The 21,702-nt window shown below is 60.0% G+C and carries 28 protein-coding genes and 1 tRNA gene; 11 read left to right on the forward strand and 18 right to left on the reverse strand.

Annotated elements, in window-relative coordinates; genetic code table 11:
* Positions 1–402: 402 nt before the first annotated feature.
* On the reverse strand, positions 403–1,182 hold the full coding sequence (gene yaaA / locus GV002_RS17400; RefSeq protein ID WP_160019578.1) for a peroxide stress protein YaaA: 780 nt from the start codon (positions 1,180–1,182) through the stop codon (positions 403–405).
* Positions 1,183–1,711: 529 nt separating this feature from the next.
* On the opposite strand from yaaA, the gene GV002_RS17405 reads away from it, so the two are divergent.
* The 4 genes from GV002_RS17405 (at position 1,712) to moaE (ending at position 4,789) form a co-directional block, all read left to right on the forward strand.
* Positions 1,712–3,103 (forward strand): PhoH family protein, encoded by a 1,392-nt coding sequence (locus GV002_RS17405; protein WP_017678167.1) that lies wholly within the window; start codon positions 1,712–1,714, stop codon positions 3,101–3,103.
* Between the two features lie 384 nt (positions 3,104–3,487).
* The gene (moaC, locus tag GV002_RS17410) at positions 3,488–3,964 is read left to right on the forward strand and encodes a cyclic pyranopterin monophosphate synthase MoaC (protein ID WP_013714224.1); all 477 of its coding nucleotides are present in this window, start codon (positions 3,488–3,490) and stop codon (positions 3,962–3,964) included.
* Entirely contained in the window at positions 3,961–4,203 is a 243-nt protein-coding gene (locus GV002_RS17415) for a MoaD/ThiS family protein (protein WP_003459467.1), read from the forward strand. Before moaC ends, GV002_RS17415 begins: the two co-directional genes overlap by 4 nt.
* 136 nt (positions 4,204–4,339) lie before the next feature.
* Positions 4,340–4,789, forward strand: a complete 450-nt coding sequence (moaE, locus tag GV002_RS17420) for a molybdopterin synthase catalytic subunit MoaE (protein WP_160019579.1) — start codon at positions 4,340–4,342, stop codon at positions 4,787–4,789.
* Between the two features lie 203 nt (positions 4,790–4,992).
* On the opposite strand, the gene GV002_RS24165 is transcribed toward moaE, so the two are convergent.
* Positions 4,993–5,157 carry a hypothetical protein gene (locus tag GV002_RS24165; protein WP_003459472.1) on the reverse strand — a complete coding sequence of 55 codons (165 nt, stop codon included), beginning with the start codon at positions 5,155–5,157 and terminating at the stop codon, positions 4,993–4,995.
* 172 nt (positions 5,158–5,329) lie between these two features.
* Here GV002_RS24165 and GV002_RS17425 point away from each other — a divergent pair, with 172 nt between their 5' ends.
* Positions 5,330–7,252 (forward strand): bifunctional metallophosphatase/5'-nucleotidase, encoded by a 1,923-nt coding sequence (locus GV002_RS17425; protein WP_160019580.1) that lies wholly within the window; start codon positions 5,330–5,332, stop codon positions 7,250–7,252.
* A gap of 503 nt (positions 7,253–7,755) precedes the next feature.
* Positions 7,756–8,670 (forward strand): DMT family transporter, encoded by a 915-nt coding sequence (locus tag GV002_RS17430; protein ID WP_160019581.1) that lies wholly within the window; start codon positions 7,756–7,758, stop codon positions 8,668–8,670.
* Positions 8,671–8,830: 160 nt separating this feature from the next.
* On the opposite strand, the gene GV002_RS17435 is transcribed toward GV002_RS17430, so the two are convergent.
* The gene (locus GV002_RS17435; protein WP_160019582.1) at positions 8,831–9,277 is read right to left on the reverse strand and encodes a hypothetical protein; all 447 of its coding nucleotides are present in this window, start codon (positions 9,275–9,277) and stop codon (positions 8,831–8,833) included.
* A gap of 25 nt (positions 9,278–9,302) precedes the next feature.
* On the reverse strand, positions 9,303–9,467 hold the full coding sequence (locus GV002_RS24170; RefSeq protein WP_178094719.1) for a hypothetical protein: 165 nt from the start codon (positions 9,465–9,467) through the stop codon (positions 9,303–9,305).
* A gap of 137 nt (positions 9,468–9,604) precedes the next feature.
* Here GV002_RS24170 and GV002_RS17440 point away from each other — a divergent pair, with 137 nt between their 5' ends.
* Positions 9,605–9,961, forward strand: coding sequence for an excalibur calcium-binding domain-containing protein (locus tag GV002_RS17440; protein WP_160019583.1), 357 nt, complete (start codon positions 9,605–9,607; stop codon positions 9,959–9,961).
* Here the strand turns inward: GV002_RS17440 and GV002_RS17445 are convergent.
* Positions 9,958–10,185, reverse strand: coding sequence for a hypothetical protein (locus GV002_RS17445; RefSeq protein ID WP_160020193.1), 228 nt, complete (start codon positions 10,183–10,185; stop codon positions 9,958–9,960). The genes GV002_RS17440 and GV002_RS17445 overlap by 4 nt on opposite strands.
* Positions 10,186–10,402: 217 nt before the next feature.
* On the opposite strand from GV002_RS17445, the gene GV002_RS17450 reads away from it, so the two are divergent.
* Together GV002_RS17450 and GV002_RS17455 are read left to right on the forward strand one after the other, a co-directional pair.
* Positions 10,403–10,939 (forward strand): CbrC family protein, encoded by a 537-nt coding sequence (locus GV002_RS17450; RefSeq protein ID WP_160019584.1) that lies wholly within the window; start codon positions 10,403–10,405, stop codon positions 10,937–10,939.
* A 136-nt stretch (positions 10,940–11,075) separates the two neighbouring features.
* A tRNA-Met gene (locus tag GV002_RS17455) sits at positions 11,076–11,152 on the forward strand.
* 75 nt (positions 11,153–11,227) lie between these two features.
* Here the strand turns inward: GV002_RS17455 and GV002_RS17460 are convergent.
* The 13 genes from GV002_RS17460 to GV002_RS17515 form a co-directional block, all read right to left on the reverse strand.
* Positions 11,228–11,677 (reverse strand): hypothetical protein, encoded by a 450-nt coding sequence (locus tag GV002_RS17460; protein ID WP_160019585.1) that lies wholly within the window; start codon positions 11,675–11,677, stop codon positions 11,228–11,230.
* Positions 11,667–12,659, reverse strand: a complete 993-nt coding sequence (locus GV002_RS17465) for a tyrosine-type recombinase/integrase (RefSeq protein ID WP_160019586.1) — start codon at positions 12,657–12,659, stop codon at positions 11,667–11,669. Before GV002_RS17465 ends, GV002_RS17460 begins: the two co-directional genes overlap by 11 nt.
* On the reverse strand, positions 12,656–13,939 hold the full coding sequence (locus tag GV002_RS17470; protein WP_160019587.1) for a hypothetical protein: 1,284 nt from the start codon (positions 13,937–13,939) through the stop codon (positions 12,656–12,658). The genes GV002_RS17465 and GV002_RS17470 overlap by 4 nt, the downstream gene beginning before the upstream one ends.
* A 73-nt stretch (positions 13,940–14,012) precedes the next feature.
* Positions 14,013–15,362 (reverse strand): secretin N-terminal domain-containing protein, encoded by a 1,350-nt coding sequence (locus GV002_RS17475; protein WP_256667124.1) that lies wholly within the window; start codon positions 15,360–15,362, stop codon positions 14,013–14,015.
* A gap of 6 nt (positions 15,363–15,368) precedes the next feature.
* On the reverse strand, positions 15,369–16,466 hold the full coding sequence (locus GV002_RS17480; protein ID WP_160019588.1) for a zonular occludens toxin domain-containing protein: 1,098 nt from the start codon (positions 16,464–16,466) through the stop codon (positions 15,369–15,371).
* 9 nt (positions 16,467–16,475) lie between these two features.
* Positions 16,476–16,847: a hypothetical protein gene (locus GV002_RS17485; protein ID WP_160019589.1), complete on the reverse strand. Its 372-nt coding sequence runs from the start codon at positions 16,845–16,847 to the stop codon at positions 16,476–16,478.
* A 2-nt stretch (positions 16,848–16,849) separates the two neighbouring features.
* On the reverse strand, positions 16,850–18,379 hold the full coding sequence (locus GV002_RS17490) for a hypothetical protein (protein ID WP_160019590.1): 1,530 nt from the start codon (positions 18,377–18,379) through the stop codon (positions 16,850–16,852).
* 52 nt (positions 18,380–18,431) lie between these two features.
* The gene (locus GV002_RS17495; protein ID WP_160019591.1) at positions 18,432–18,734 is read right to left on the reverse strand and encodes a hypothetical protein; all 303 of its coding nucleotides are present in this window, start codon (positions 18,732–18,734) and stop codon (positions 18,432–18,434) included.
* A gap of 11 nt (positions 18,735–18,745) precedes the next feature.
* Positions 18,746–18,871 carry a hypothetical protein gene (locus tag GV002_RS24370; protein WP_256667125.1) on the reverse strand — a complete coding sequence of 42 codons (126 nt, stop codon included), beginning with the start codon at positions 18,869–18,871 and terminating at the stop codon, positions 18,746–18,748.
* A gap of 341 nt (positions 18,872–19,212) precedes the next feature.
* Positions 19,213–19,584, reverse strand: a complete 372-nt coding sequence (locus tag GV002_RS17500) for a hypothetical protein (protein WP_160019592.1) — start codon at positions 19,582–19,584, stop codon at positions 19,213–19,215.
* A 173-nt stretch (positions 19,585–19,757) separates the two neighbouring features.
* Positions 19,758–20,030: a hypothetical protein gene (locus GV002_RS17505; RefSeq protein ID WP_160019593.1), complete on the reverse strand. Its 273-nt coding sequence runs from the start codon at positions 20,028–20,030 to the stop codon at positions 19,758–19,760.
* A 4-nt stretch (positions 20,031–20,034) separates the two neighbouring features.
* Positions 20,035–20,406, reverse strand: a complete 372-nt coding sequence (locus GV002_RS17510) for a lysogeny maintenance protein PflM (RefSeq protein ID WP_160019594.1) — start codon at positions 20,404–20,406, stop codon at positions 20,035–20,037.
* A 14-nt stretch (positions 20,407–20,420) separates the two neighbouring features.
* The gene (locus GV002_RS17515; RefSeq protein ID WP_150608273.1) at positions 20,421–20,693 is read right to left on the reverse strand and encodes a helix-turn-helix domain-containing protein; all 273 of its coding nucleotides are present in this window, start codon (positions 20,691–20,693) and stop codon (positions 20,421–20,423) included.
* A gap of 218 nt (positions 20,694–20,911) precedes the next feature.
* On the opposite strand from GV002_RS17515, the gene GV002_RS24470 reads away from it, so the two are divergent.
* Both GV002_RS24470 and GV002_RS17525 read left to right on the forward strand, forming a co-directional pair.
* Positions 20,912–21,085, forward strand: coding sequence for a hypothetical protein (locus GV002_RS24470; protein WP_306109748.1), 174 nt, complete (start codon positions 20,912–20,914; stop codon positions 21,083–21,085).
* A 58-nt stretch (positions 21,086–21,143) separates the two neighbouring features.
* On the forward strand, positions 21,144–21,701 hold the full coding sequence (locus GV002_RS17525) for a hypothetical protein (protein WP_160019595.1): 558 nt from the start codon (positions 21,144–21,146) through the stop codon (positions 21,699–21,701).
* Position 21,702 lies beyond the last annotated feature (1 nt).

Consider the following 21,702-nt stretch of genomic DNA (forward strand, 5'->3'; position numbering starts at 1 on the left):
TTGGAAAGTTATGTATTGAAATGTGTTACGGGCTGTATGAGTAGCGGCCCTTTCAGATAGTTCCTACCGTTCGTCCTGAAGCTGAACCGAAGCTGAACGGCTAATTTGATTGCAATATACTGGCAAGTTGCAAAATGCATGATGGCAATATGTTCATTAATGCGCTCGAAACTATCCGATAACTTAATGACGCAATAAGTTCTATGGAAAGTGCACGTGCGCTGAATCTGTGATGCCAAGCAGGTTTTGAGAATCAAACGCAACGGCGAGGGAATTTTTGCCAGGCGCAGCGCTCGGGGCGCAACGAAGCGACAGGGTGAGGAAGGAGGGGATCGGCAAGCGCAGCGGCCAACCCATGCAGCAACCGATGAGCGGTGCATGGGCTAGCCGGCGTAGAAGAGGTCAGTCTTGCGGCTGGTCGCGCAGGAAAACCAGGCTGTCGGCCTTGGAATGCTCGGCCGAGTAGCGATAGCCTTGGTAGTTGAAGTCTTTCAAACCTTCGGGGTTGGTCAGGCGCTCCTTGATCACGTAGCGCGCCATCAGGCCACGGGCTTTCTTGGCGTAGAAGCTGATGATCTTGTACTGGCCATTCTTCAGGTCCTTGAACTCGGTATCGATGAGGCGTGCGTTCAGGGCCTTGCGCTTGACCGCGCCGAAGTACTCGTTGGAGGCCAGGTTGAGCAGCACGTCATCGCCTTGGGCGGCCAGGGCTTCGTTCAGCCAGCCGCTGATGCGCTCGCCCCAGAAGGCATACAGATCCTTGCCGCGCCCATTGGCCAGCTTGGTGCCCATTTCCAGGCGATAGGCCTGCATCAGGTCCAGCGGGCGCAGCACACCGTAGAGGCCGGAGAGCATGCGCAGGTGAGTCTGGGCGAAGTCGAAATCCTCTTCGGAGAAATCCTCGGCGTTTAGCCCGGTATACACGTCGCCCTTGAATGCCAGCAGCGCCTGCTTGGCGTTGGACGGATTGAACGGTCGCTCCCAGCTGCCGAAACGGGCGGCATTGAGGCCGGCGAGCTTGTCCGACAGATGCATGAGCTCGGCGATCTGCGTCGGGCTGAAGTCACGCAGCTGGGCGATCAATTCCTGGGCGTGGTCGAGGTGTTCGGGTTGGGTGAAGCGCGGGGTGGCGGGCGGCGTCTCGTAGTCGAGGGTCTTGGCCGGTGAAATCACCATCAGCATGTGAGAAGTCTCCAGAAAGCGTGACGGCGATTCTAGAGCTCAGGGGGCGGCAAGACCACCTATCGGGACGATTGAGAAGAACAGTATTGATGCCTTTGTAGGCGCCGGCTTGCCGGCGATCCGGTCAGCACTGATCGCCGGCAAGCCGGCGCCTACGGGAACGCAGATAGTCAGGCGATACGAACAGCGCCTGCACCTTATTAGCGCGGCGTGCTGCATGTGGGGGCGGTAAGCGCGGCGAGTTGCAGCAGGTAGGACTTCGGACTGTAACGGGGTGCTGGTGGCTCGCCAAGCGCTATTTGTCGCGTCTGCAAATAAACCTGTGTGGCGAAAAAAAACGTTTTTCTGTCATGTGAATTGGAGTAATAAAAAAGCAAGACCGCCGAAACCTGCAGACAGGTGGCGGCCATTGGCCCTCACCTTGTTTGCCTCCTTTCGGCCCCGACCTGAAAAAGTCGGCGGTCTCTGTCCGGCGCAGCACCGCCCCAGGTATTGCGTCGTCTGGCTACTACAAGAAGGTGACCGACGTATGGATGACCACGGACGCTCCAAGCCCACCGCTCCAACCCTCTACGCTCTCGACACCAACGTCCTGATTCACGATCCCAACGCCTTGCTCAACTTCGAAGAACACCACGTCGCTATCCCGATGACCGTATTGGAGGAACTCGACAAACTGAAATCCGGCAAGCATGGCGTGGCCGCGGAATGTCGCCAGGCCATCCGCCTGATCGATCAGATTCTCGCCGGGGCGGAGCCCGAGGACGTCGAGTACGGGGTACCCATCCAGCGCGGCAAGAGCGGCCCTTGCGGTCGTCTTTCCATCCTCATGAGCAAAAGTGCGGCGCCGGTGACCTGGCTGCCGGAAAACCTCAACGACAACAAGATCATCAACCAGTTGGTGGAGCTGAAGTCGCGCAACCCCGGCCTGTCCGTGGTGCTGGTGACCAAGGACATCAACATGCGCCTGAAGGCGCGCGCCTGTGGTATCGACGCCGAGGACTACCACACCGACCAACTGGTCGATGACGTCTCGCTGCTGTCGAAGGGGTATCACGACATGCCCGGCTCGTTCTGGGATCGCGTGAGCAAGGTCGACACCCGTCAGGACCATGGGCGCACCTGGCATCGCGTGCAACTCATCGACAACCTGCCAGCGGTTCACGTCAACGAGTTCATCCTCGATGAACAGGGCTTCGTCGGCTGGATCAAGGCGATCAAGGGCGACGAGTTGGTGATCCTCGACATGCATCAGGAACCGTTGCTGCATCAGGAAGCCTGGGGCCTGAAACCGCGCGACATCCACCAGGCGCTGGCGCTGTTCGCCTTGCTCGACCCGGACATCCACCTGGTCAACCTGTCCGGCGCCGCCGGCTCCGGCAAGACCATCCTGGCGCTGGCCGCGGCCATCGAGCAGACCATGGTCAGCAAGCGCTACCGGCGCATCATCGCCACTCGCAGCGTGCAGGGGCTGGATCAGGAAATCGGCTTCCTGCCCGGCACCGAGGCGGAGAAGATGGAGCCTTGGCTCGGCGCGATTACCGACAACCTCGAAGCGCTGCATATGGAGGACGAGAGCACCCACGGCAGCGTCGACTACATCCTGCAAAAGGTGCCGCTGCAGTTCAAATCGCTCAACTACATCCGCGGGCGCAGCTTCCAGCAGAGCCTGATTCTCATCGATGAATGCCAGAACCTCACCCCGCACCAGATGAAGACCATCATCACCCGGGCCGGCAATGGCTCGAAGGTAGTGTGCCTGGGCAACCTGGCGCAGATCGACACCCCCTACCTGTCCGCGCCCAGCTCGGGCCTGACCTACCTCACCGAACGCTTCAAGGACTTCCCGCACGGCGTGCACATCACCCTGCAGGGCGTACCGCGCTCGATCCTCGCGGAGTACGCTGAAACCCATATGTAACTCGGGCTGTTAAACACTCGCGCCCCTGCTCGCAAGAGCAGGGGCGTTTTAGTCTGCATTAACGAATCTCCACAAGTCCCGTGGGACCGGCTTCAGCCGCGATGATCGCGGATAAATCCGCTCCTACAGAAGCGCGCGTTTGGCTCCCCTCTCCTGCTTGCGGGGCGTAAGCGGAAATAGCGAAGCACTGCTTCGCTCGCTGAAGCGCCCTGAGCTCTGCGAAGGGCTGGGGCGCAGGGCGGGGGCAGGGGGAGAGGGTTCGTAGCCCGGATGAAATCCGGGGATTTTTGCCGCTCTGGCCTCGGATTTCATCCGGGCTACAAGATGACTGCAAATCCTGACCTGCAGGTTTACAATCGATCGATTCCCGTCTGGAGCTTTCCCGTGCTGACTCACCTCGATTCCCAAGGCCGCGCGCACATGGTCGACGTCACTGACAAGGCGACCACCTTCCGCGAAGCCACTGCCGAAGCGCGCGTGCGCATGTTGCCTGCCACCCTGCAGATGATCGTCGCCGGTGAGCATCCCAAGGGCGATGTGTTTGCCGTGGCGCGTATCGCCGGCATCCAGGCCGCGAAGAAGACCAGCGATCTGATCCCTCTTTGTCATCCGCTGATGCTCACCGGCGTCAAGGTCGAGCTGAGTGCAGAGGGTGACGACACCGTGCATATCACTGCCCGTTGCAAACTGTCCGGGCAAACCGGTGTCGAGATGGAAGCACTGACGGCCGCCAGCGTCGCCGCGCTGACCATCTATGACATGTGCAAGGCCGTGGATCGCGGCATGGTCATCGAACAGGTACGCCTACTGGAAAAACTCGGCGGCAAGAGCGGTCACTACAAGCTGGAGGAACAAGCATGATCCGCGTGCAGTATTTCGCCCGCTACCGCGAAGCGCTGGGCCGTGACGACGAACAACTCAGCGGCGATTTCGCCACCCTCGACGACCTGCGCCTGCACCTGGTCGCCCGTGGCGGCGAATGGGAAGTGCTGGGCGAGCAGAACCTGATGTGCGCGCGCAACCAGGAACTGTGCAGCCTCGACGAACCGCTGGCCGAAGGCGATGAAGTCGCCTTCTTCCCCACCGTTACCGGTGGTTGATGCTGCTGTCAGCCGCTGCTCCGCGTTCGTTGTCGCGGCTGAAGCCCCTCCCACAGATTAGTGACACCGTAGGGTGGGCCGGGCGGCGTTCCGCTTTAGCCCACCGCTCCAAAGCCCTACCGAACGGACACATCGCATGACCATCCGCGTCCAAGCCCAACCCTTCGACCCCGGCACCGAGCTCAACGCCCTGCATGCCGCCAACCTTGGCATTGGCGCGGTGGTCACCTTCGTCGGCTACGTGCGCGACTTCAATGACGGCCGCGAAGTCGGCGGTATGTTCCTCGAACACTTCCCCGGTATGACCGAAAAGGCCCTGGCCAAGATCGCCGATCAGGCGCGTGAGCGCTGGCCGCTGTTGGGCATCGAGATTATCCACCGCATCGGTCGTCTGGAGCCGGGCGAGCCCATCGTCTTCGTCGGCACCAGCAGCGCCCATCGACAAGCCGCGTTCGATGCCTGCAACTTCATCATGGATTACCTGAAGACCCGCGCGCCGTTCTGGAAGAAGGAAGACACCCGCGAAGGCCCGCGCTGGGTCGAAGGCCGCTGCAGCGACCAGAGCGCAGCCGAGCGCTGGAAGTAGTAGGGAGTCATGGGGCTGTTACCTGAACCCACCTTCGGCGTGGCGTCGTCAACCGCTTGGTGGGTTACGCGGCGCACTGCCTGAAGGCCGGTATTCTGCGTTGCCACCTTTAGTGGCCGCGAAAACCACATTACGTGTAGGAGCTGGCTTGCCAGCGATGCGTCAAGCGGATCGCCAGCAAGCTGGCTCCTACAAGAGCGGCTTCACGCCAACGCCAGATGCACCCGCAATGCAATCGGCACCAGCATCAGCAATACGCCCAAACCCAGCACGCGTACGCCCCATTCGTGCTCGCGAAAATTGAAGCCGACTCCCAGCAGCAGAAAGCCACCGATCAGCAGCATCAGCATCAGGTGATAGTGGTCCATGGCGCTTCTCCACTTCGCAGTCCTGATTACAGCTTAGTCTCGCCGTCTGGCTTGGGGCTGACCTGGGGCAATTAAAGTCTGACTCGATTGGCGACAACCTGCGTCTCGATTGGTCGCTGCCTGGCGTCATGGCCTGCTCCATACTGTGCGCAGTCATCGTCAAGGATCGTCCATGCGCCTGCTCCTCTCCCTCCTGCTTGCCGGCCTGCTGAGTGCGGCGCCGCTGGTCGCCGCTGAGCGCCATTTCACCATCCTGCACAGCAACGACTGGCAGTCGCGCCTGCTCGGTTTCGGCCCCAACAATGAATACAGCCCGGCGACGGTGAACGATGACGACACCGTCGGCGGCGTCGCCCGGCTTGCCACCTTATTGAATGAACGCCGCGCAGCAGCCGGCGAAGAACCTCTGCTGTTGCTCGACGGCGGCGACTTCACCATGGGCACGCTGTTTCACACCATCGCCCGCGAGATGGGCAGCGAACTGCGCCTGATGACCGAACTGGGCTATGACGCCGCGGTGATCGGCAACCACGAATTCGACTTCCGCCCCGCCGGCCTTGCCGCGATGATCAGCGCGGCGCACAGGGCCAAGGGCGACGCGCTGCTGCCGCTGCTGTCGAGCAACATGCGTTTCGATGCCGCGAGCAAGGCCGACGATAGCCTGCAGGCGCATGCTGAGGCCGGGCGCATCTTGCCGTACAAGCTGATTGAGCGCGGCGGCATTCGTTTCGGCCTGTTCGGTCTGCTTGGCAACAACGCCGTGGCGGTCAGCCCGATGATCAAGCCGGTGACCTTCGCCGACCCGGTCGCCACCGCCAGGGAAACGGTGGCCAAGCTGCGCGAGGAGGGCGCCGAGGTGGTCATCCTGCTCTCGCACATGGGCGTCACCCAGCAGGCTGATGGCAGCTGGCGCGGCGAGGAAGTGGAACTGGTCGAGCAGGTGCCGGGCATCGATATCGTCGTCGGCGGCCATTCGCATGTGGCACTGCCGCAGCCGGTGCTGGTTAATGGGCGTACCCCGGTGGTGCAGGCCGGCTCGGAAATCCAGTACCTTGGCGAGCTGCGCATGAGCCTGGGTGAAGACGGCGTGCCGCGTGTGCGTGACTATCGCCTGCATGCGGTCAACGACAGCATCGTCGGCGACGCGACCATCACTGCCAGGGTCGAAGACTTCAAGCAGGTGGTCAGCGAGCGCATGCTGGCGCCCAGGGGCTACCGCTTCGACCAGCCGCTGGCCAGGGTCGACCAGAGCCTGGGCCGTGATTTCACCGATCAGACCCTGGCCAACCTGGTCACCGATGCGCTGCGTCATGCGGTCGATGCCGACCTTGCGTTCACCGGCAACGGCACCATCCGCGATGACCTGCTCAAGGGGCGTAATGGCGTGCAGGATGTCTCCGACCTGTTTCGCATCGCCCCGCTGGGTATCGGCCAGTTCGACGACGAACCGGGTTACCCGATGATCAAGGCCTACATCAGCGCGCGCGAAATCAAGTCGTTGCTCGAAGTGCTGCTGCTCGCCTATCAGCTGCGCGACAGCCAGAGCTATTACCCGCGCGTTTCCGGCGTGCGTTTCACCTACAACCCCTGGCGTGTGCCGTTCGACCGCGTCAGCCGCATCGAAATCGGCGATCCGCAAGGTGACTACCGTGACCTGGACCTGAACGACACACGCCTCTACAGCATCGGCGCCACCAGCTACGTCGGCAGCTTCACCTGGCTGGTGCCGGACCTGACCAAGGGCCTGCTCGACGTCATCCCCAAGGATGCCGAGGGCCGCCCGCTGCCGCGTATCGAAGACGCCATTATCGACCAGGACCCGGATAGGGAAGGCGTGCAGGAACTCAAGGAATGGCAGGTGCTGCTCGACCATATCCGCAGCCTGCCGGATCTCGATGGCGACGGCCTGGCCGATATTCCCACCACGGGTGCGGCAGCCGAAGCGCGCATGATCCGCGCGCCCAGCCTGCATCCGACCGAGCTGTTCCGCCTGGCCGGGCCGATGCAATGGGGCGCCAGCGCGGTGATCCTGGCCGGCGTGCTGCTGATTCTCTGGCTGCTGAGTCGTCCGCTGCGTCGCCGCAGTCAGCGTTGATGACCGTAGGGTGCGCGGTGCGCACCGGGAATGACGCGCTATTCGGCCCTCATACTCGCAAAATGCACCCATGCGCGGACGCCGTTGGGTTGGTGCGCACGGCGCACCCTACGGGATCTCGCGCGGTTTGCGCAGCGTAGGGTGCGCCGCGCGCACCGAATACGCCGAGATATGCCGAGATACTGCAACGCTCGCCGCTGAAGCGCCTCCCGCGGTTTGGCTCCGGCCGATTCGTGGGAGTGGCTTTCGGTTCGGGCATCCTGCTTCGCTCTACCTCCTGCATCCATGCAGTCTTAGCCATGATGGTGTCACTGCAGAGTTGGTGCGCACGGTGCACCCTACAGTCCGCCACCTTGCCAAGCATTGCGTGCCTCCGTATGGTGCAAAGCCGCCTGATTCGGAAGCTACGCAATGATCGCTCAGCACTGCCCGCTCGGTGACCGCGCACAGCCGGCCAACCTCCACACGGATAAATGTCGCGCCACTGGTGCGGCGCTCGCCCTATGACCGCACTCAATCATTCGCGCCCGCTGGCGCTGTTCGGCCTGTTGCTGGCCAACCTTTGCTGGTCCGGCAATGCCCTGGTGGCGCGCGCCTTCGCGGGCGAGATCGCCCCGTTCACCCTGTCGTTCTGGCGCTGGTGCCTGGCCCTGGCACTGTTGCTGCCTTTCGTCGCCATGCCGCTGTGGCGTCATCGTGTGGCAGTGCGCACTGCCGGCTGGCGTCTGCTGGTGCTCGGCGGGCTGGGTATCGCCGGCTACAACTCGCTGCTCTACAGCGCGGCGCAGACCACGGCAGCCATCAACATCTCGCTGGTCAATACCTGCCTGCCGCTGGTGACATTCATCGGCGCCGGGCTGCTGCTCAATGAATGGCCGGCACGCCGCGCCTGGTGGGGCATGCTGGTGGCGGTGATGGGCCTGGCGGTGCTGATCAGCCAGGGGCAATGGAGCCGCCTGGCCAGCCTGTCGTTCAATCAGGGCGACCTGATCATGCTACTGGCGGTGGTCGACTGGGCGTTGTACTCGCTGCTGCTGCGGCGCTGGGCTGCTTACCTGCAGCCGATCCCGCCGCTGGCATTGCTGGGCGTGTTCATCCTGCTGGGCGTACCGCTGATTCTGCCCTTCTATCTATACGAACTGAGCCAGGGCGCGCATCTGGCGCTCAACGCCGCCAACCTATCGGCTGTCGCCTACACTGCCGTGTTCGCCTCGCTGCTGGCCTACCTGGCCTGGAACCACGGCATCCGCGTGATCGGCGCGGCCAAGGCGGCGCTGACCAACTACCTGATGCCGGTATTCACCGCGTTGTTGGGGTGGGTGCTGCTGAACGAGAGCCTGCAGCTCTATCACTGGCTGGGTGCCGCGATGATCTTCGGCGGCCTGCTGCTGGCAACGCGGCCAGGCAAGAGCGCCTGAAAATACCCCTGATTAGCGTAACGCTGTTCACAGAACGTCCTGCGCGCTTTGCTCCCCTCTCCCATTTATGGGAGAGGGGTTGGGTGAGAGGGCTGAAAACGCCGTAAGTCTGCCGGCCACCCCCGTCGAACGTGGCTCGGGGGAGGGGATGCTAGTTCTTTCACTCCGGCTTCAGCATCACGAAGGCCTCACCGCCTTCACGATCATGCATCAGGATGAACGGCTGCCCGGCGATCATCATCTTCACCGGCACCTTGCGCGGCACCGTGGTGCCGGCGTTGATCGCCGCCGCGCTGAGCAACTGGCGAGTCAGGCTGTCATCCTCCTGCGCCTCGCTGGTCACCACGCATTCGTGGCTGACCTTGACCTGAATGCTCAGGCTCTTGTCCGCATTGAAGCCGACGGTGGCGAAGCCCATATCGGTCATCTCGGTGATGCCATGCTGGCGCGCGATGCGATGCGCCTCGGCAAAGCTCGGCGCCGTCTGCAGGCAGATGTCGCGGAACGCCTTCACCACGGGAGAGGTGACCGGCACCGGCGGTTGCGAGCCCAGGTTGGCGCAAGCGCCGAGAAGGCCAACGCTGACAAGCAAGGCGAACGTTTTCATCACATCATTCCTTAATGAAGGGTGTTCAGGGTTGCTGGCAAAGATCATGCCCCAGCAACTGCGACGCCAGCCCTTTGGCCAAAAAGGTTTCTACCACGCGGCCATCGCCGCATTCGGTCTTGTGGCCGAGGGCGAAACCGATGGAAAGCAACACGAATAGCGCCAGGCCGATATTCTGGATGGGCGTCATGACAGGGCTCGCAGGATAAACAATGGGGCAGGATGAACAGGCGGGCAGGGGATGGCAAGTGCCAATGCACGCCCCTGGCGCTGTCGGCTCGGCAAGCCGATACTGGCTATCACGTAAACCGGGCAAGGGACTGTGCAATGAAGAAACTGATCATCATCCTGCTGTTGGGCGCCGCTTTCTGGCAGTTCTATCTGAGCAAGCCCGGTAGTCCGGTGATCAGCAACATCGCCAGCGATGGCTCGGTGATGGACAATCCGGTGGTCACCCAGCCAGGTTCGTCCACCTTCTCGCTGGACAGTCTGCGCCCCTCACCCTCGATCAGCCAACCCGCAGCCCAGGTCGCCAGCAAGCAGTATCGTTGCGATGGCCGAGTTCACTGCTCGCAGATGACCTCCTGCGCCGAAGCCACCTTCTTTCTGCGCAACTGCCCCGGCACCAAGATGGACGGCGACAACGATGGTGTGCCCTGTGAAGGGCAATGGTGCGGGCGTTAGGGCAGGGTGATCGACAGATTGCTCAGCGCAAGCTGGGCGACAAGCAGCCAGGCAACCGCACTGATGACGCCCAGCACGCTGTAGCCGACGACGATACCAATCGCGATCTGCTTCCATAGCCCGGCGTAGCGGTTGGGTTCGTGTCGGTAATGCGTCGGCATGTCGCGCTCCGCCCGCAGATCGTCGAAGTCGTCTCTCGCTCTCAAGGTGTTCTCCCGGTTCATGGGCAAGCGCGCGGCGGCGCTGCAGCCTTCTGGAGGCGGATTTTCCGGCATCGCCCGACAGCCCCGCAAGCACCGTTCGGGCTGCTGCAATGCGCGCAACTTCCGGCAACCGACTTGCCTGGCTGCCAGTGATTGGTTGAACCAGGTATCGTTGATCACTCGGGAGCAGTCCTGTCATGCGCGCAACATGACGCTTGATCGTAAAAAAGGAGTTCACATGGATACCGAGCTGCCTCACTTTCCCTATCACAAGGACCCTCTGGCTACTGGCGCCATAAAGGCCAGCGATGCGCTTTGTCGTTGCTGTGGGCTGGCGCGGGGTTATATCTACGCGGCCTCGGTCTATTCCAGGGAGGAGCTGAGAGACCGGCTTTGCCCGTGGTGCATTGCCGATGGCAGTGCAGCCAAGCGTTTCGAGGCCTCCTTCATCGAACATCACGCATTGGCCGAATCGGGAGTGGCCGACTCCGTCATCGAAGAAATCGACCTTCGCACGCCAGGCTACTTTTCCTGGCAGGGCGCGACTTGGCTGGCGCACTGCAATGATGCTTGCGAGTTTCATGGCGATGCCACCGTGGAGGACGTGCGCCAGGCGAGCGCTGCGACCAAGCAGCAATGGATGCAGGATTACGAGCAGGCAGAGCAAGACTGGGAGTGGGCAACCAGAGGCTACCAACCGGGTGGCGACTCGGCGTTTTACAAATTCGTCTGCAAGCATTGCCAATTGGTCATGTTTGCCTGGGATCTCAGCTAACGGCCGGCGGTTCTGTCGTCCAGGTAGCAGCCTGGAGCCTGCCCAGGCGCCACAGCCTAACCGCTTGATAAAACGTAAATTTATCGATGATCTGGGGTTGACAGCGGTAGGCGAGACGCGGACAATGCGCGCCGTTGGCTACATAGCTCAGTTGGTTAGAGCGCAGCATTCATAATGCTGATGTCCCAGGTTCAAGTCCCGGTGTAGCCACCATATTTATCAAAGGGTTAGCTTCGGCTAGCCCTTTGTCGTTTCTGGGGTAGTGACTACGAAGTGACTACGCCACGACTACTTGTCAACTGAGCCGTCTCGCAAGCGAGCGAGTAGAGCTGCCTCTTGAACCTGCCAGATTTTGGGGGCTGCATAGCCCACAATGAATGAAAGGCCCCAAATCTTGGCAAATACAGCCCCGGTTTGGTGAAGAGTGCCGACAAAGTAAAGCCCGAATACAAAACCCAGAATCGCGCCGAGAAATAGGCGAAGGGTAAGCCATACCCCTCTGACCTCACGTAACTCAGGCGAGGCTATTTTCATGATGCCTTCTTTGTTAGGAGGGCTATCAGGATGAATAGTGGCTGCAATTGCTTGGGCGAAGCTGCCAGCCACAGAGCCTATTGTGCAGGCCAATAGTAGGTAGTAGTCGAAGGGAGTAAACCCTATTGCGCTGAGCACTATTAACGTCCCTGCTAATGCTGAAATAAGCGCAAACAGTAGCAGATAAAGAAGGTTAATTCGCATGGAGATGGCCTGACTGTGTGAGAGGGGAGAGCCTAAGCGCCGACTCCAGATGATCAGGCGACAGGTGTGCATAGCGCATGGTCATCGTTATGGTCGAGTGCCCGAGGATGCGTTGCAGACCCAGGATGTCACCACCGCCCATCATGTAATGGCTTGCGAAGGTGTGCCGGAGGATGTGGGTCATCTGGCCAGGTGTGTGGAAGCCGCAACGCTGGTAAGCAGATCGGAATGCAGACCGGCAGGGCATGAACAGCCGACCATTCCCCGGCATCCCCACCTTTAACGCAATCTCTTCGACCTCTTTGGGGATCGGCACCGACCGGGACTGACGGTTTTTGGTCCGGTGAAAGTGGGCCTTACCGCCGAACAGGGCACCCCGTGACAGGGATTCCGCTTCGTCCCATCGGGCACCTGTGGCCAAGCAGATCAGCGCAACCGGGTAGGTATGGTTGTTGGTCGAGCGCTTGCACTCTTCCAGCAGTTGTTCGACCTGTTGCAGGGTCAGAAACGTCAGCTCGGTCTGATCTGTCTTGATCTGACGAACCTTGGCCAGTGGGTTGTTGCCGACCCAGGCACCCAGGCGGATCAGTTCGGAGAAGACCGCCGACAGGTAACGCTGTTCATGGTTGACGGTGTGCGGGCTGACGTCCTTGAGGCGTGTCTGGCGATAGCGTGCCCAGGCGAGGGCATCGAAGTTGGAGGCCATCGGATTGCCGAGGCGTTCGACAGTGGCGAGGGTACGAGCAAGACGATGCTTGGCATCCTTGAGCGAGCAGCCGTGCAGGTCATGCCAGAGCGTCACCAGATCGGACAGGCGATCATCGAGCGGCCGGCCGGTAGCGTTGAGACTGGCGAAGAACTCCGATTCATAGCGCTGGGCTGCGGCCTTGGTCTTGAAACCCTTCTTGCGAATACGACGACCCGAGCGACCGTTTTCGTAGAAGTCAGCGGTCCAGGTGTTGCCGTCTTTCCTGGCCGTCATACAGCACGCCCCCAACGCACATGGCGTTCCTCCAGGATGCCTTTGATGTGCTTATACAGCCCGTCTTCGTCCATGCCCTTGGCGGCATAGTGGTCGCGGATCACCGGCCAGCACTCCCAATCCTTGAGCCGATAGAAAGCCTTTCTAGCGCCCACTCGCTCCCGTGCCAGCAGGCTTACGAAGTTTCCCAGGAACAGTTCCACGTTCTTGCCGGAGAAGCCCCGCGAGGTCTTGTATTGGCGCTTGTACTCGGTTTCGTCCACCAGGGAATCCACCGGCAGATCGACGCGCACATCGTCACGGATCAGCGTCCAAATGGGCTCAAAGTAGCCAGGGCGAGCCAGCAGCTTGAATTGGCGCAGGCCATAGCGCCACAGGCCGTCTAGGTGCGGTGCGAAGGCGGCGTAGCTGTTGGTTTCGATGGTTTCGCCGCTCTGCAGGTCGAACGAGCCAGAGGCGAATTGCTGGATGACAGAGTGGTGATAACGCAGCTCTACGCGCCACACGTCTTGCTCGGGGTCGTAGTTGTCCGGGTCGCCTTCGTCGAAGCTGTCGCGACGCTTCCAGACGTTTTCCCAATAGTCGAGCTTGTCGATGGAGCGGGCCTGTTCGGTTTTGTTGTAGATACCGAGCTGGACGCCACCAGCAGAGCCGAACAGGTACGACTGGCCTTTGCCGTAGGTGGCAGACTCCAGGGTCCACTGGATTTCCTTGATGCCGGAGATATCACGGGCTGAGCGGGCACGGCAGTGCATGCGGGCGACCAGATCGGCGGGCGGTTGCCAGCCCTGCAGGTCTAGCGCGAGGTGGACCGCGCATTGGTTGCGTTCGACGTTCGTCAGTACGTGGCTGGCGTAGTAATCCAGACGTTCCTGCAGGCGCTCGGGGCAGAACTGGTCGATAGCATGCGGAGATACCTCGATTTTCAGGTGGGGGCCGATGTTCTCGATTTTGGCGTTGAAGTTTTTGACCAGCAGGATGATGCCGAGGTCTGCGTTCTGAAGCTTGTACTGATAACCAGAATCCTTGCTGACGCGACCCGAGTGCCAGCGCTGGCCAGCGAAATCGACGATGGTGCCGGGCTTCTCGAACAGGCTCATGATTTCCGGGCGGATCAGGCCGCGATACAACTGGCGGACGGTATCGACGCTACAGGCAAGGATTCGGACGTTGGACAGATCCACGAAACCACCCGCCCGAGGATCACAGAACAGACGACTATTCGGGTTCTCTTTCCCGGTTTCGATATCAATGCGGTAGTAGTCCTTTGGTGCGCTCATTCTCTGTATCTCTCTGGTGTAACGTGGTTACTAAAATCGGTTTATCTGACGTGCTACAGGGACGTCAGCGCGCCTAGCGGTCGGCTAGGCGCGCGGTCCCACCGGCTGCGCCGAAGTGCCCGCGCGCCTGCTCGACCGCGTGCGGAACCAGCGGACTTACTGCATCAGGAACAGCTACCCCTCTTTCCTCGGTGTGTATGGCTGCGGTGAGCAGTACAACGAGGTTCGTTCCACGGGTGCGGACGGAGGTGGAGCGGAAGGCGTGGCCGATCACGGGGATATCGGAGAGGAAGGGCACACGGGAGACGGATTTGTCCCGTTGCTCTGATCGGAGACCACCCAGGAGCACGCCCCCGCCATCGGGCAACTGGACCTTGGTGGTGATGCGGCGGGTGTTGGTGATGATGTCGGCAGCACTGCGATCATCAGAGACGGTCGAGGCGGATTGATTGACGCTGAGTTCGATAGCCCCTGATGGCGTGATGAAGGGCGTTACATCGAGTGAGACACCCACATCCTGGCGGACGATGGTTTGAAAGGGATCAGAGGCCGGCGTAGATCCACTGGTGGTTTGCCCGGTGATGAACGGGACGTTCTGGCCGACGACGATGGAGGCAGCTTCCCGGTTGAGGGTGAGCAGCTGGGGCGTTGAGAGGATGCGGTTGTTGCCGCTGACTTTGACCGCCTGCAGGAAGGCCGACAGGGTTGGCCCGTTGAAGGTGAGGCTGAATCCCAGGTCGGACTTGTCGGAGCCGCGCAGGCTGATGCCACCCAGGTCGGTTCGGTCATTCTTGGCACCGATATTGAGGCCGAGGGCTTCGAAGTCGTTGTCGGCCAGCTCAGCCACAACGGCGGTGATGACGACTTGGCGACGTGGTTTGTCGATTTCCCCGAGCAGGCTTTCGACCGTATCGAGCTGCTGCTGTGTGGCGGTGACGATGACGGCGTTTGAAGTCGGTGAGGGTGTAGCCATCAGCGACGGCATACCGCTTTCGTTGCGCTCGGTTTGTGCCCGCAGTACGTCGAGGATGGATTGATAGGCGAAGTCGGCTTGCAGGTGCTGGAGCTGGAAGACGCGGGTTTTGAGTTCCAGCGGTTCGGGTACGGGCTGCGCGCTGATCAGCAGCGTATTGCCGCGTGACGTGAGGTGAAAGCCAGATGACGCGACGGCGTTACCAATCAGGGCTTCTAGCTCAGCATCGTTGCTGTAGGTGGCGAAGATGCTGATAGGCGCACTGCGGATATCCGAGCCGACTACCACGGACTTGTTGAGCATCTGTGACGACCACTCAACGAAGTCTTGCAAGGTGGCGTCATACAGCTCGATGCGTTCGGCTGATTTGGCCGGTGCCGTGAGTACCAGGAAGAGCAGCATCGGCAGCAGGAAGAACAGGGCAAAGGACTTATCCGAACGATCAATCATGGCGGATCACCTGTAGAGGGAAATGTATTCGTCACCGCGAACCAACAGGGCTTCACGGGGACCACGGTCTTTCACCACGATGTCGCGAACACTCAGGTCATCGGTGTTGATGCGCTGGCCATCGGGCGAGCGGAAGACGTAGAGAGTTCGCCCAGCCAGTTGGCCGTATGTGGCGATGCGGTAATCCTTGAACTCAGCGGCCAGGGTGTTGGATGGCTTGGCTGAGGCTTGCAGGGGCGCGCTGGGCTGAGCCGGTGCGCGATTGGCGTAGGCCAGGGCACCGAACACGGGCACGCTGATCACCAGGGCGAAAAGGGCGCCGAGGGCAAAGGCGTTGAGCACGCGAGTACGGCGGAAGAAGATTTTGGTGGTACGCATGAAGAACCCCATATCGCGCGTGGCGGGAGGCAGTGGGCGGCGCCAGTAGCCGGGCGGGAGCATGGAATACGAGCCTTTGTCGTAGCCTTTGTCGTATTCCTGGGTGGTGTCGTAGAAGCTGTAGAAGTCTTCGCCGCGATAGAACCAGTCTTCGACCTTGGGCGAGTTGAACTTGGGGCCGTACTTGACGATGGCCTGATGCAGTTTCGGCAGGCGGCCACTCCAGATACCGAGGGTGAGCAGGCGCAGCGGCCAGCGGATGAAGACCGGTGCTTTCATCCGGTCCCAGCGGTTCAGGTAGACGACGTGTTCAGCGATGGATTCGCGGACTTGCTTGTCGATGACGTTGACGTTCTGGACGCATAGCCAGAGGTCCCAGCGGCGTTTACGCAGGAACAGGAAGAATTTCAGCAGGTCGGAGCGGCCGCCTTGGTTCCAGTCGCGGGAGTTGAGCCAGACACCGGCTTCATCCAGGAAGATGCCGCCAAATTTCTCTTCATCGTAGGTTTCCCAACCGTAGCCCAGGCCGATCAGGTCATCAGCGCTGGGCAGGTCCGGCAGGCGCACGACGCGGGAATGACGATTACCGGGCTTGCACAGGCGGTTCATGCGCACGTCGATGTTTACGGCGACGCGACGGCCAGACTTGAGGTAGTCGAGGATTTTTTGAACCAGCAGCAGGGTTTTGCCTGACCCTAGCTTGCCGGTGACGATATACACGGCCATGGCAGGGACTCAGGTGTGAATGAACTGTTCGGAGAAGCGGTGCACCCAGTAGAAGACCAGCGATTTGAGCTTGGCCAGCACCAGCAGAGAGACGCAGTAGGACAGGTTGCTTGGCATCAGCATCCGGCCCACTTCGAAGAACTGCCCCGGTGCGCTCCCGGCAATCTGTTCCAGCAGCAAGGCGATGGCTTTGACGAACACTTCGACGGCCAGATGCACGGCGGCCACGATCAGGAAGAAGATAAGAGTCTTCTTGAAGAACGAGGCCAGGAAGGTCATGACCGGGGCGATCAGTGGACCGACGAAGCCGACAATGAAGGCGCCTGCACGGCTGAACAGGTTGGGGAAGAAGCGCTTGAGCCAGCCGAGAATCCAACCCATGTTTAGTAGCCTCCTTTGCTGGCTTTGGCGTCCTCAAGGCGCAGGCCCGAGTAGAGGATTTTCCAGAGACCGATGACAGTGATCAGCCAAATGACGTACTCAAGCAGGGGCTTTACCCGGCTGAGTTCGCAGACAGGCATGATGAAATCGGCGTCGTATTTACCGAGCCGAAAGCTGATGGTGTAGTCAGCGCAGCCCAGGTGAGAGGGCAGCACTTGGTTCAGGAAGTCGAGGGTTTGGATAGCGACGCCGTCAGGGTCGAACATGCCGCCTTTACCTGATACCAACTCCGGTATTTTGTCTTCGAGGTCGCTTTTAGCTTCGGCTTCACGCTCGGTGATCATCTGTTCGGTGAAGTCGCTAATCTGGTCACCCAACTCGCTGCCCTGGCCGCTTGCTTCACCGCCAATAGCGCCGTTTTCGCCATCGCCTGAGCCGTCGTATTCACCGCCGAGCAGTTCTTCGATGCCATCGGCAATGCCATCAAGCACACCCTTGATAGCGCCTAACAGACCGTTGGTTTCATCGAGCTTGCCGCCGAGTTCATCGCCCAGCTTGCCAATGGCTTCGTTGGTTGCGCCTTGGTCGGAGCCTTGCGGACTGCCATTGCCAGTCTGGCCTGGGGCGGTCGGGTCGTTGTTTTCGTTGCCATCGGCGTTGCCGCCGTTCTTGGGGTGATCAGGCGAGGTTTCCGGGATGATCTTGGTCGGGTCGTTCGGATCGCTGCAGGTGTATTTGCCGTTGAAGTAACCGCAGTTGTTCTGCGGTTTGTCGGAGCCATAGCAGTTGTAGACGCCGTTGAAGTAGCCGCAGCCGGGTTCCTCCTGAAAGCAGCCCTCAACACCGTTAACCGAGCCACAACCGGGCTTTTGCGGGTTATGGCAGACGGTGACGTTGCCATTGGTGATGCATTGTTCTTCAGCGGGTGGCACCTCTGGATCACGGGGTGGGGTGCAGGATTCTTCGGTGCACTCTTCGACACCTTCACCAGCAGGCTGACCGGAGCCGTAAAAGTCAGTGGTGCAGATGCCTTGCCCCGTGGTCAGGTCGGCAAAGCACTTTTTGTTGGCGGCGCCGGTGTAGAGGCAGCCACCTTCTTGAATCTGGTCATCGCAGACGTAGGTTTTCAGGGCTGCAACGTACTGGCAGACCTGAGCGCGGGTGATGACGTTGCCCGCAGTGTCGGAGCAATCAACAGGAGGCGGGGCTTCGCACATGGTCTCAGGCGTGCCGGCTCTGACCCAGTTGCCGAAGGTGTCGAAAGTTCCGCCCGGATAGTAATAGCAACCCCCGCCACCAGCATTCACGCCGCCCAAAGCGCCATAGCTATCGCTATGTGGACGACCTCCAGCATCAATAAGCTGCCTACATACAGTCATAGCAGTTGCATTGCTTGAGCCGGAAGCGCTGAAACTGAGTTGCCCTTGGTAGGCGGTGAAGCAATACGCTTGAGCCAGGGAGGCCAGCGAGGAAAGCAGGAGCACGCAGACGCCGCGAAGCGCGAGCAAACGGAAAAGCGCGGCGTTGAACATTTGTCAGGCTCCAAAAGGAAAGCCCCGCCGAAGCGGGGCCGTAGTGGGTGACTTAGGCGCCCGCTGCGCTGAACACGCGGCTGGCAATCTTGAACAGGGCCAGGGTGCCGCGGATGACACCGAACAGCACCGCACCAGCGGCAACCAGGGTGCCGAAGGCAGTGGCCAGATCGGTGAAGACCCCGAGCAGTTCCGGCGGAACGGTGATGGCCGCATTGGCAGCACCGGCAGTCATGCCAGCAGCGGCAACGGTGAAGGTGGCAGCCGCTTTGGCGCCCAGTGCTTTACCGACACTGGTATCGCCTTGCTCAGCCTGTGCGCCACGGATGGCGACTTCTTTCTTGCTTTGGTACATGGTGAGTTTCCTCAGTTGGTTGATGCGTCAATGATTTCTTTCCAGCCAAGCCGGAAAGCACCCCAGGCGACGCCGATCCCGAGAGAGCCGATGAAGAGCCCAGCGATAACGAGGTATTGCCCCCAGGTGAATGCCATTGCCCATTACCTCTGGTGCCCGTGAATGAGGCCAAGGGCGGCCAGATAGACCATCCCTTGAAGGAATTGCAGGGCCCACAGATCACCCAGGGTGACGTTGGCGAGGTAGCTTTCGAGCGATCCCATACCGGCACCTATTGCGTTGTGTCCGTGAGCGCTGCGCCGTCTTCTTCTTGCTCAGCCAGGGCCTTGCAGTCAGGGCAGACGGCGTAGTCGGGAGCCATGCCGAAGTCAGCCGCCCAGCCGCTGGAGTCAGCAGGCTGGCCATAGACTTGGCCCATGTTGGCCAAGCACAGGTCACAGAGGACGCGGCCGTGAATCAGCATGGCGATGGCCTGGGGTTAGGCCTTGGGAGCGTCAGCCGGTTTGGGCTGTTGCTGGGTGCCTTGCGGGGCGGCAGGCTTGGCGGCCTGGCCTTTCGGATTCACCGCCTCGATATGCACAGCCAGGTTGTTACCCTTCTGCTTGCCAGCACGCGCCACTTCGAAGGTGATGCGGACCGTTTCGAGCGGGGCAAATTGGGCGCCAGAGGCGAACACCTCATCTGCAACGTCGGCAGGCACATCCATGCTCACAATGGACAGGCCGTTTTCGGTGATGCCGTCTGGCTCATCGCCGTAAAACACCTTGACGATTTTTACGTCGGTGCCGTTTTGGTTGAACGCCAGTTTCTGAGTGCCGAGAAATGCAACTTCCATAGTCGAACGTGCCATTTGTGTTTCCTCGCTTAGTTGCGCGTTATTGCGCGGTTTTGCCTTTCAGCAGGCCGAGCGATCCCGCACGGGCAAACTTTCGTTTTTGCCCGAGGGTGGTTCTCGACTTGCCGGGGTTTCAGTTGCCGCTTGTGCAGCCTGTTAGTTCGTTAACACCAAGGGCCGTGCCCTTGTCATCCCGTTTCGCCACCGTCGCCCGCGACTGGCGGTGATTGCGCTGTTCGGTCTGGCAGACCGGGGTGGCCAGTCACGGACGCCGGAGGCGACTTCTTGGCGGCCTCTTTGCGATCCAGATACTTGCAGTACGCGATGATCAGCGGCAGGCAGAGCAAAGCGACGATGCCAACGCAAAGGAAAACCAGAACGCCGAGGTAGATAACCTGAAATAGAAACACCGCCAGCGTTTCTAGGGTGGCCTGCATAAAGTTGATCAAGTCAGTGATCATGCGCTCACCCCACCAGTTCGAACGGTTCGCGCAGGGGCACGAAGGGCGTGGGTTTGCCGGTGTCGCTCACAACGAACCAATACTTCGGCGGACGGGGCGACGGCTTGTGTTTCTCGCAGTACGAGGCAGCTGTCACACAGTTCCGCCCATCGACCATGCGCCATTGTGCGGGGCGGCAGTCGGTGCATGGTGTGGACGGGGAGGCGGCGGGCTTGGGCGGTTGCCAGTTTCGGTTTAACCAGCAGACAGAGCAGTCGCAGTTGTCGGCGTGCGGGTGACGGCGAAAGGCGAACGTCTTGCCCTGCGGATTGCGGGCAAAGCAGCTCTGGCAGCCGCAATCCTTGTGGTGCGATAGCAGGTACTGGGAGGGATTCATGGGCGGGCACCTGATTAGTCATCGCTGTAATCCCCCGCGCAGAAGATGGTTTTGCCTCGGTCGAGGTCGCGGCGGATGCGGTGCAGGTTGATGACGCGGTGACGGCCGATTTTCACAGTCGGCAGGGCGTGGCTTTCGATCCAGCCGCGCACCACGTCTTCGGTGATTTGCTCCATGCCCAGGAGCTGAGCCAGCACGTATTTCGTGCAGAACGGTGCGTCGCGGAAATCCGTTACGCGTTGGGCGTCTCCCGAAATCGAAAGCCCCACTACACCAGACTGTTCCATAGCTTTTGCCCTATACTCGTCCAAACGTTCGACTCAGATACTTGAGTCAAAATATTTGAACAAAGCATATGAATTGCTTTCTCAAAATTCAAACTATTTGATCAAAATACTTATACGAAATGGGCACAATAAACGAGCGCGTTAGAACGGTTGCCTCTATGGCTGGCATGGATCGGCTCGTAAGAGAAACGCCGATAGGCTCGAATCGATGGAGGACGGTGCTCTATAACAAGGACGTGCGGATCAGCACGGATGAGATAGAAGCCCTAGGTGCTCTGTATCCGAGCTATCGCTGGTGGATGGTCAGCGGCGAGATCGCGCCGGAGATAGGCCAGACCAGCCCCGAATTCGACGAAGCCAACCGAAACTTGGCCAATCCAAACGCGGGATAGCGATCACACAGGAAGTAGCTAGGCGCTGGTACGCCCGAAGAGATGCCAAGGAGGGGGAGTGAAGGTAGATATCCACGATCGGCCGCAAAGAAAAGTCAGCCATGCAAGGTGGCGACCGTATGCGGCAGCAATAGCCGTTTCAGCTTTGCTCTCAAGCGGGATGATGTACCTCTATTCAACGGGATGGGGAGTGACGATAGACCTTCAGAAGTTGAAGGAAGCCTTCGTAGTGAATGGCAAGGCTGAGCCCAAAAGCTGGAGCGCTGAGCCAGCAAGGGAGCAGCCTAAAGTCATCGCAACTCCAAAAACTCCAGTGTCTCAAAGAACAAATGCACAAACGAAGAATGAAGAGTCTTCGGCGTACTACGTGCATCCGAAAGGAATGCCCCCAGTCGATTGGGGGACATATATCAGAACATTCAATAGTATTTTCATTCAGCATCCTTCTTGCAATCCACATGATATGAAGTGGACTCAAATGGAGTGCTCAAATTTTCGCGCAAGAGCTATGAAGAGATTTGGTGAGGAATGGAATAAAAATTCTTACTGGGATGGAAGTGAAATAAAAAATAATAAAGATGCAGATGTAAGAGTAAATTTAGAATTGAGGTGGTAAT

Source organism: Pseudomonas sp. 8O (genome assembly GCF_902506495.1).
In the GTDB taxonomy this organism is placed as follows: domain Bacteria; phylum Pseudomonadota; class Gammaproteobacteria; order Pseudomonadales; family Pseudomonadaceae; genus Aquipseudomonas; species Aquipseudomonas chaetocerotis.

What these genes read in the sequence shown, in the direction of transcription:
- yaaA (WP_160019578.1), bottom strand. Translation starts at nt 1,182, where the DNA reads ATGCTGATGGTGATTTCACCGGCCAAGACCCTCGACTACGAGACGCCG.
- GV002_RS17405 (WP_017678167.1), top strand. Translation starts at nt 1,712, where the DNA reads ATGGATGACCACGGACGCTCCAAGCCCACCGCTCCAACCCTCTACGCT.
- GV002_RS17415 (WP_003459467.1), top strand. Translation starts at nt 3,961, where the DNA reads ATGATCCGCGTGCAGTATTTCGCCCGCTACCGCGAAGCGCTGGGCCGT.
- moaE (WP_160019579.1), top strand. Translation starts at nt 4,340, where the DNA reads ATGACCATCCGCGTCCAAGCCCAACCCTTCGACCCCGGCACCGAGCTC.
- GV002_RS24165 (WP_003459472.1), bottom strand. Translation starts at nt 5,157, where the DNA reads ATGGACCACTATCACCTGATGCTGATGCTGCTGATCGGTGGCTTTCTG.
- GV002_RS17425 (WP_160019580.1), top strand. Translation starts at nt 5,330, where the DNA reads ATGCGCCTGCTCCTCTCCCTCCTGCTTGCCGGCCTGCTGAGTGCGGCG.
- GV002_RS17430 (WP_160019581.1), top strand. Translation starts at nt 7,756, where the DNA reads ATGACCGCACTCAATCATTCGCGCCCGCTGGCGCTGTTCGGCCTGTTG.
- GV002_RS17435 (WP_160019582.1), bottom strand. Translation starts at nt 9,277, where the DNA reads ATGAAAACGTTCGCCTTGCTTGTCAGCGTTGGCCTTCTCGGCGCTTGC.
- GV002_RS24170 (WP_178094719.1), bottom strand. Translation starts at nt 9,467, where the DNA reads ATGACGCCCATCCAGAATATCGGCCTGGCGCTATTCGTGTTGCTTTCC.
- GV002_RS17440 (WP_160019583.1), top strand. Translation starts at nt 9,605, where the DNA reads ATGAAGAAACTGATCATCATCCTGCTGTTGGGCGCCGCTTTCTGGCAG.
- GV002_RS17445 (WP_160020193.1), bottom strand. Translation starts at nt 10,185, where the DNA reads ATGAACCGGGAGAACACCTTGAGAGCGAGAGACGACTTCGACGATCTG.
- GV002_RS17450 (WP_160019584.1), top strand. Translation starts at nt 10,403, where the DNA reads ATGGATACCGAGCTGCCTCACTTTCCCTATCACAAGGACCCTCTGGCT.
- GV002_RS17460 (WP_160019585.1), bottom strand. Translation starts at nt 11,677, where the DNA reads ATGCGAATTAACCTTCTTTATCTGCTACTGTTTGCGCTTATTTCAGCA.
- GV002_RS17465 (WP_160019586.1), bottom strand. Translation starts at nt 12,659, where the DNA reads ATGACGGCCAGGAAAGACGGCAACACCTGGACCGCTGACTTCTACGAA.
- GV002_RS17470 (WP_160019587.1), bottom strand. Translation starts at nt 13,939, where the DNA reads ATGAGCGCACCAAAGGACTACTACCGCATTGATATCGAAACCGGGAAA.
- GV002_RS17475 (WP_256667124.1), bottom strand. Translation starts at nt 15,362, where the DNA reads ATGATTGATCGTTCGGATAAGTCCTTTGCCCTGTTCTTCCTGCTGCCG.
- GV002_RS17480 (WP_160019588.1), bottom strand. Translation starts at nt 16,466, where the DNA reads ATGGCCGTGTATATCGTCACCGGCAAGCTAGGGTCAGGCAAAACCCTG.
- GV002_RS17485 (WP_160019589.1), bottom strand. Translation starts at nt 16,847, where the DNA reads ATGGGTTGGATTCTCGGCTGGCTCAAGCGCTTCTTCCCCAACCTGTTC.
- GV002_RS17490 (WP_160019590.1), bottom strand. Translation starts at nt 18,379, where the DNA reads ATGTTCAACGCCGCGCTTTTCCGTTTGCTCGCGCTTCGCGGCGTCTGC.
- GV002_RS17495 (WP_160019591.1), bottom strand. Translation starts at nt 18,734, where the DNA reads ATGTACCAAAGCAAGAAAGAAGTCGCCATCCGTGGCGCACAGGCTGAG.
- GV002_RS24370 (WP_256667125.1), bottom strand. Translation starts at nt 18,871, where the DNA reads ATGGCATTCACCTGGGGGCAATACCTCGTTATCGCTGGGCTCTTCATC.
- GV002_RS17500 (WP_160019592.1), bottom strand. Translation starts at nt 19,584, where the DNA reads ATGGCACGTTCGACTATGGAAGTTGCATTTCTCGGCACTCAGAAACTG.
- GV002_RS17505 (WP_160019593.1), bottom strand. Translation starts at nt 20,030, where the DNA reads ATGATCACTGACTTGATCAACTTTATGCAGGCCACCCTAGAAACGCTG.
- GV002_RS17510 (WP_160019594.1), bottom strand. Translation starts at nt 20,406, where the DNA reads ATGAATCCCTCCCAGTACCTGCTATCGCACCACAAGGATTGCGGCTGC.
- GV002_RS17515 (WP_150608273.1), bottom strand. Translation starts at nt 20,693, where the DNA reads ATGGAACAGTCTGGTGTAGTGGGGCTTTCGATTTCGGGAGACGCCCAA.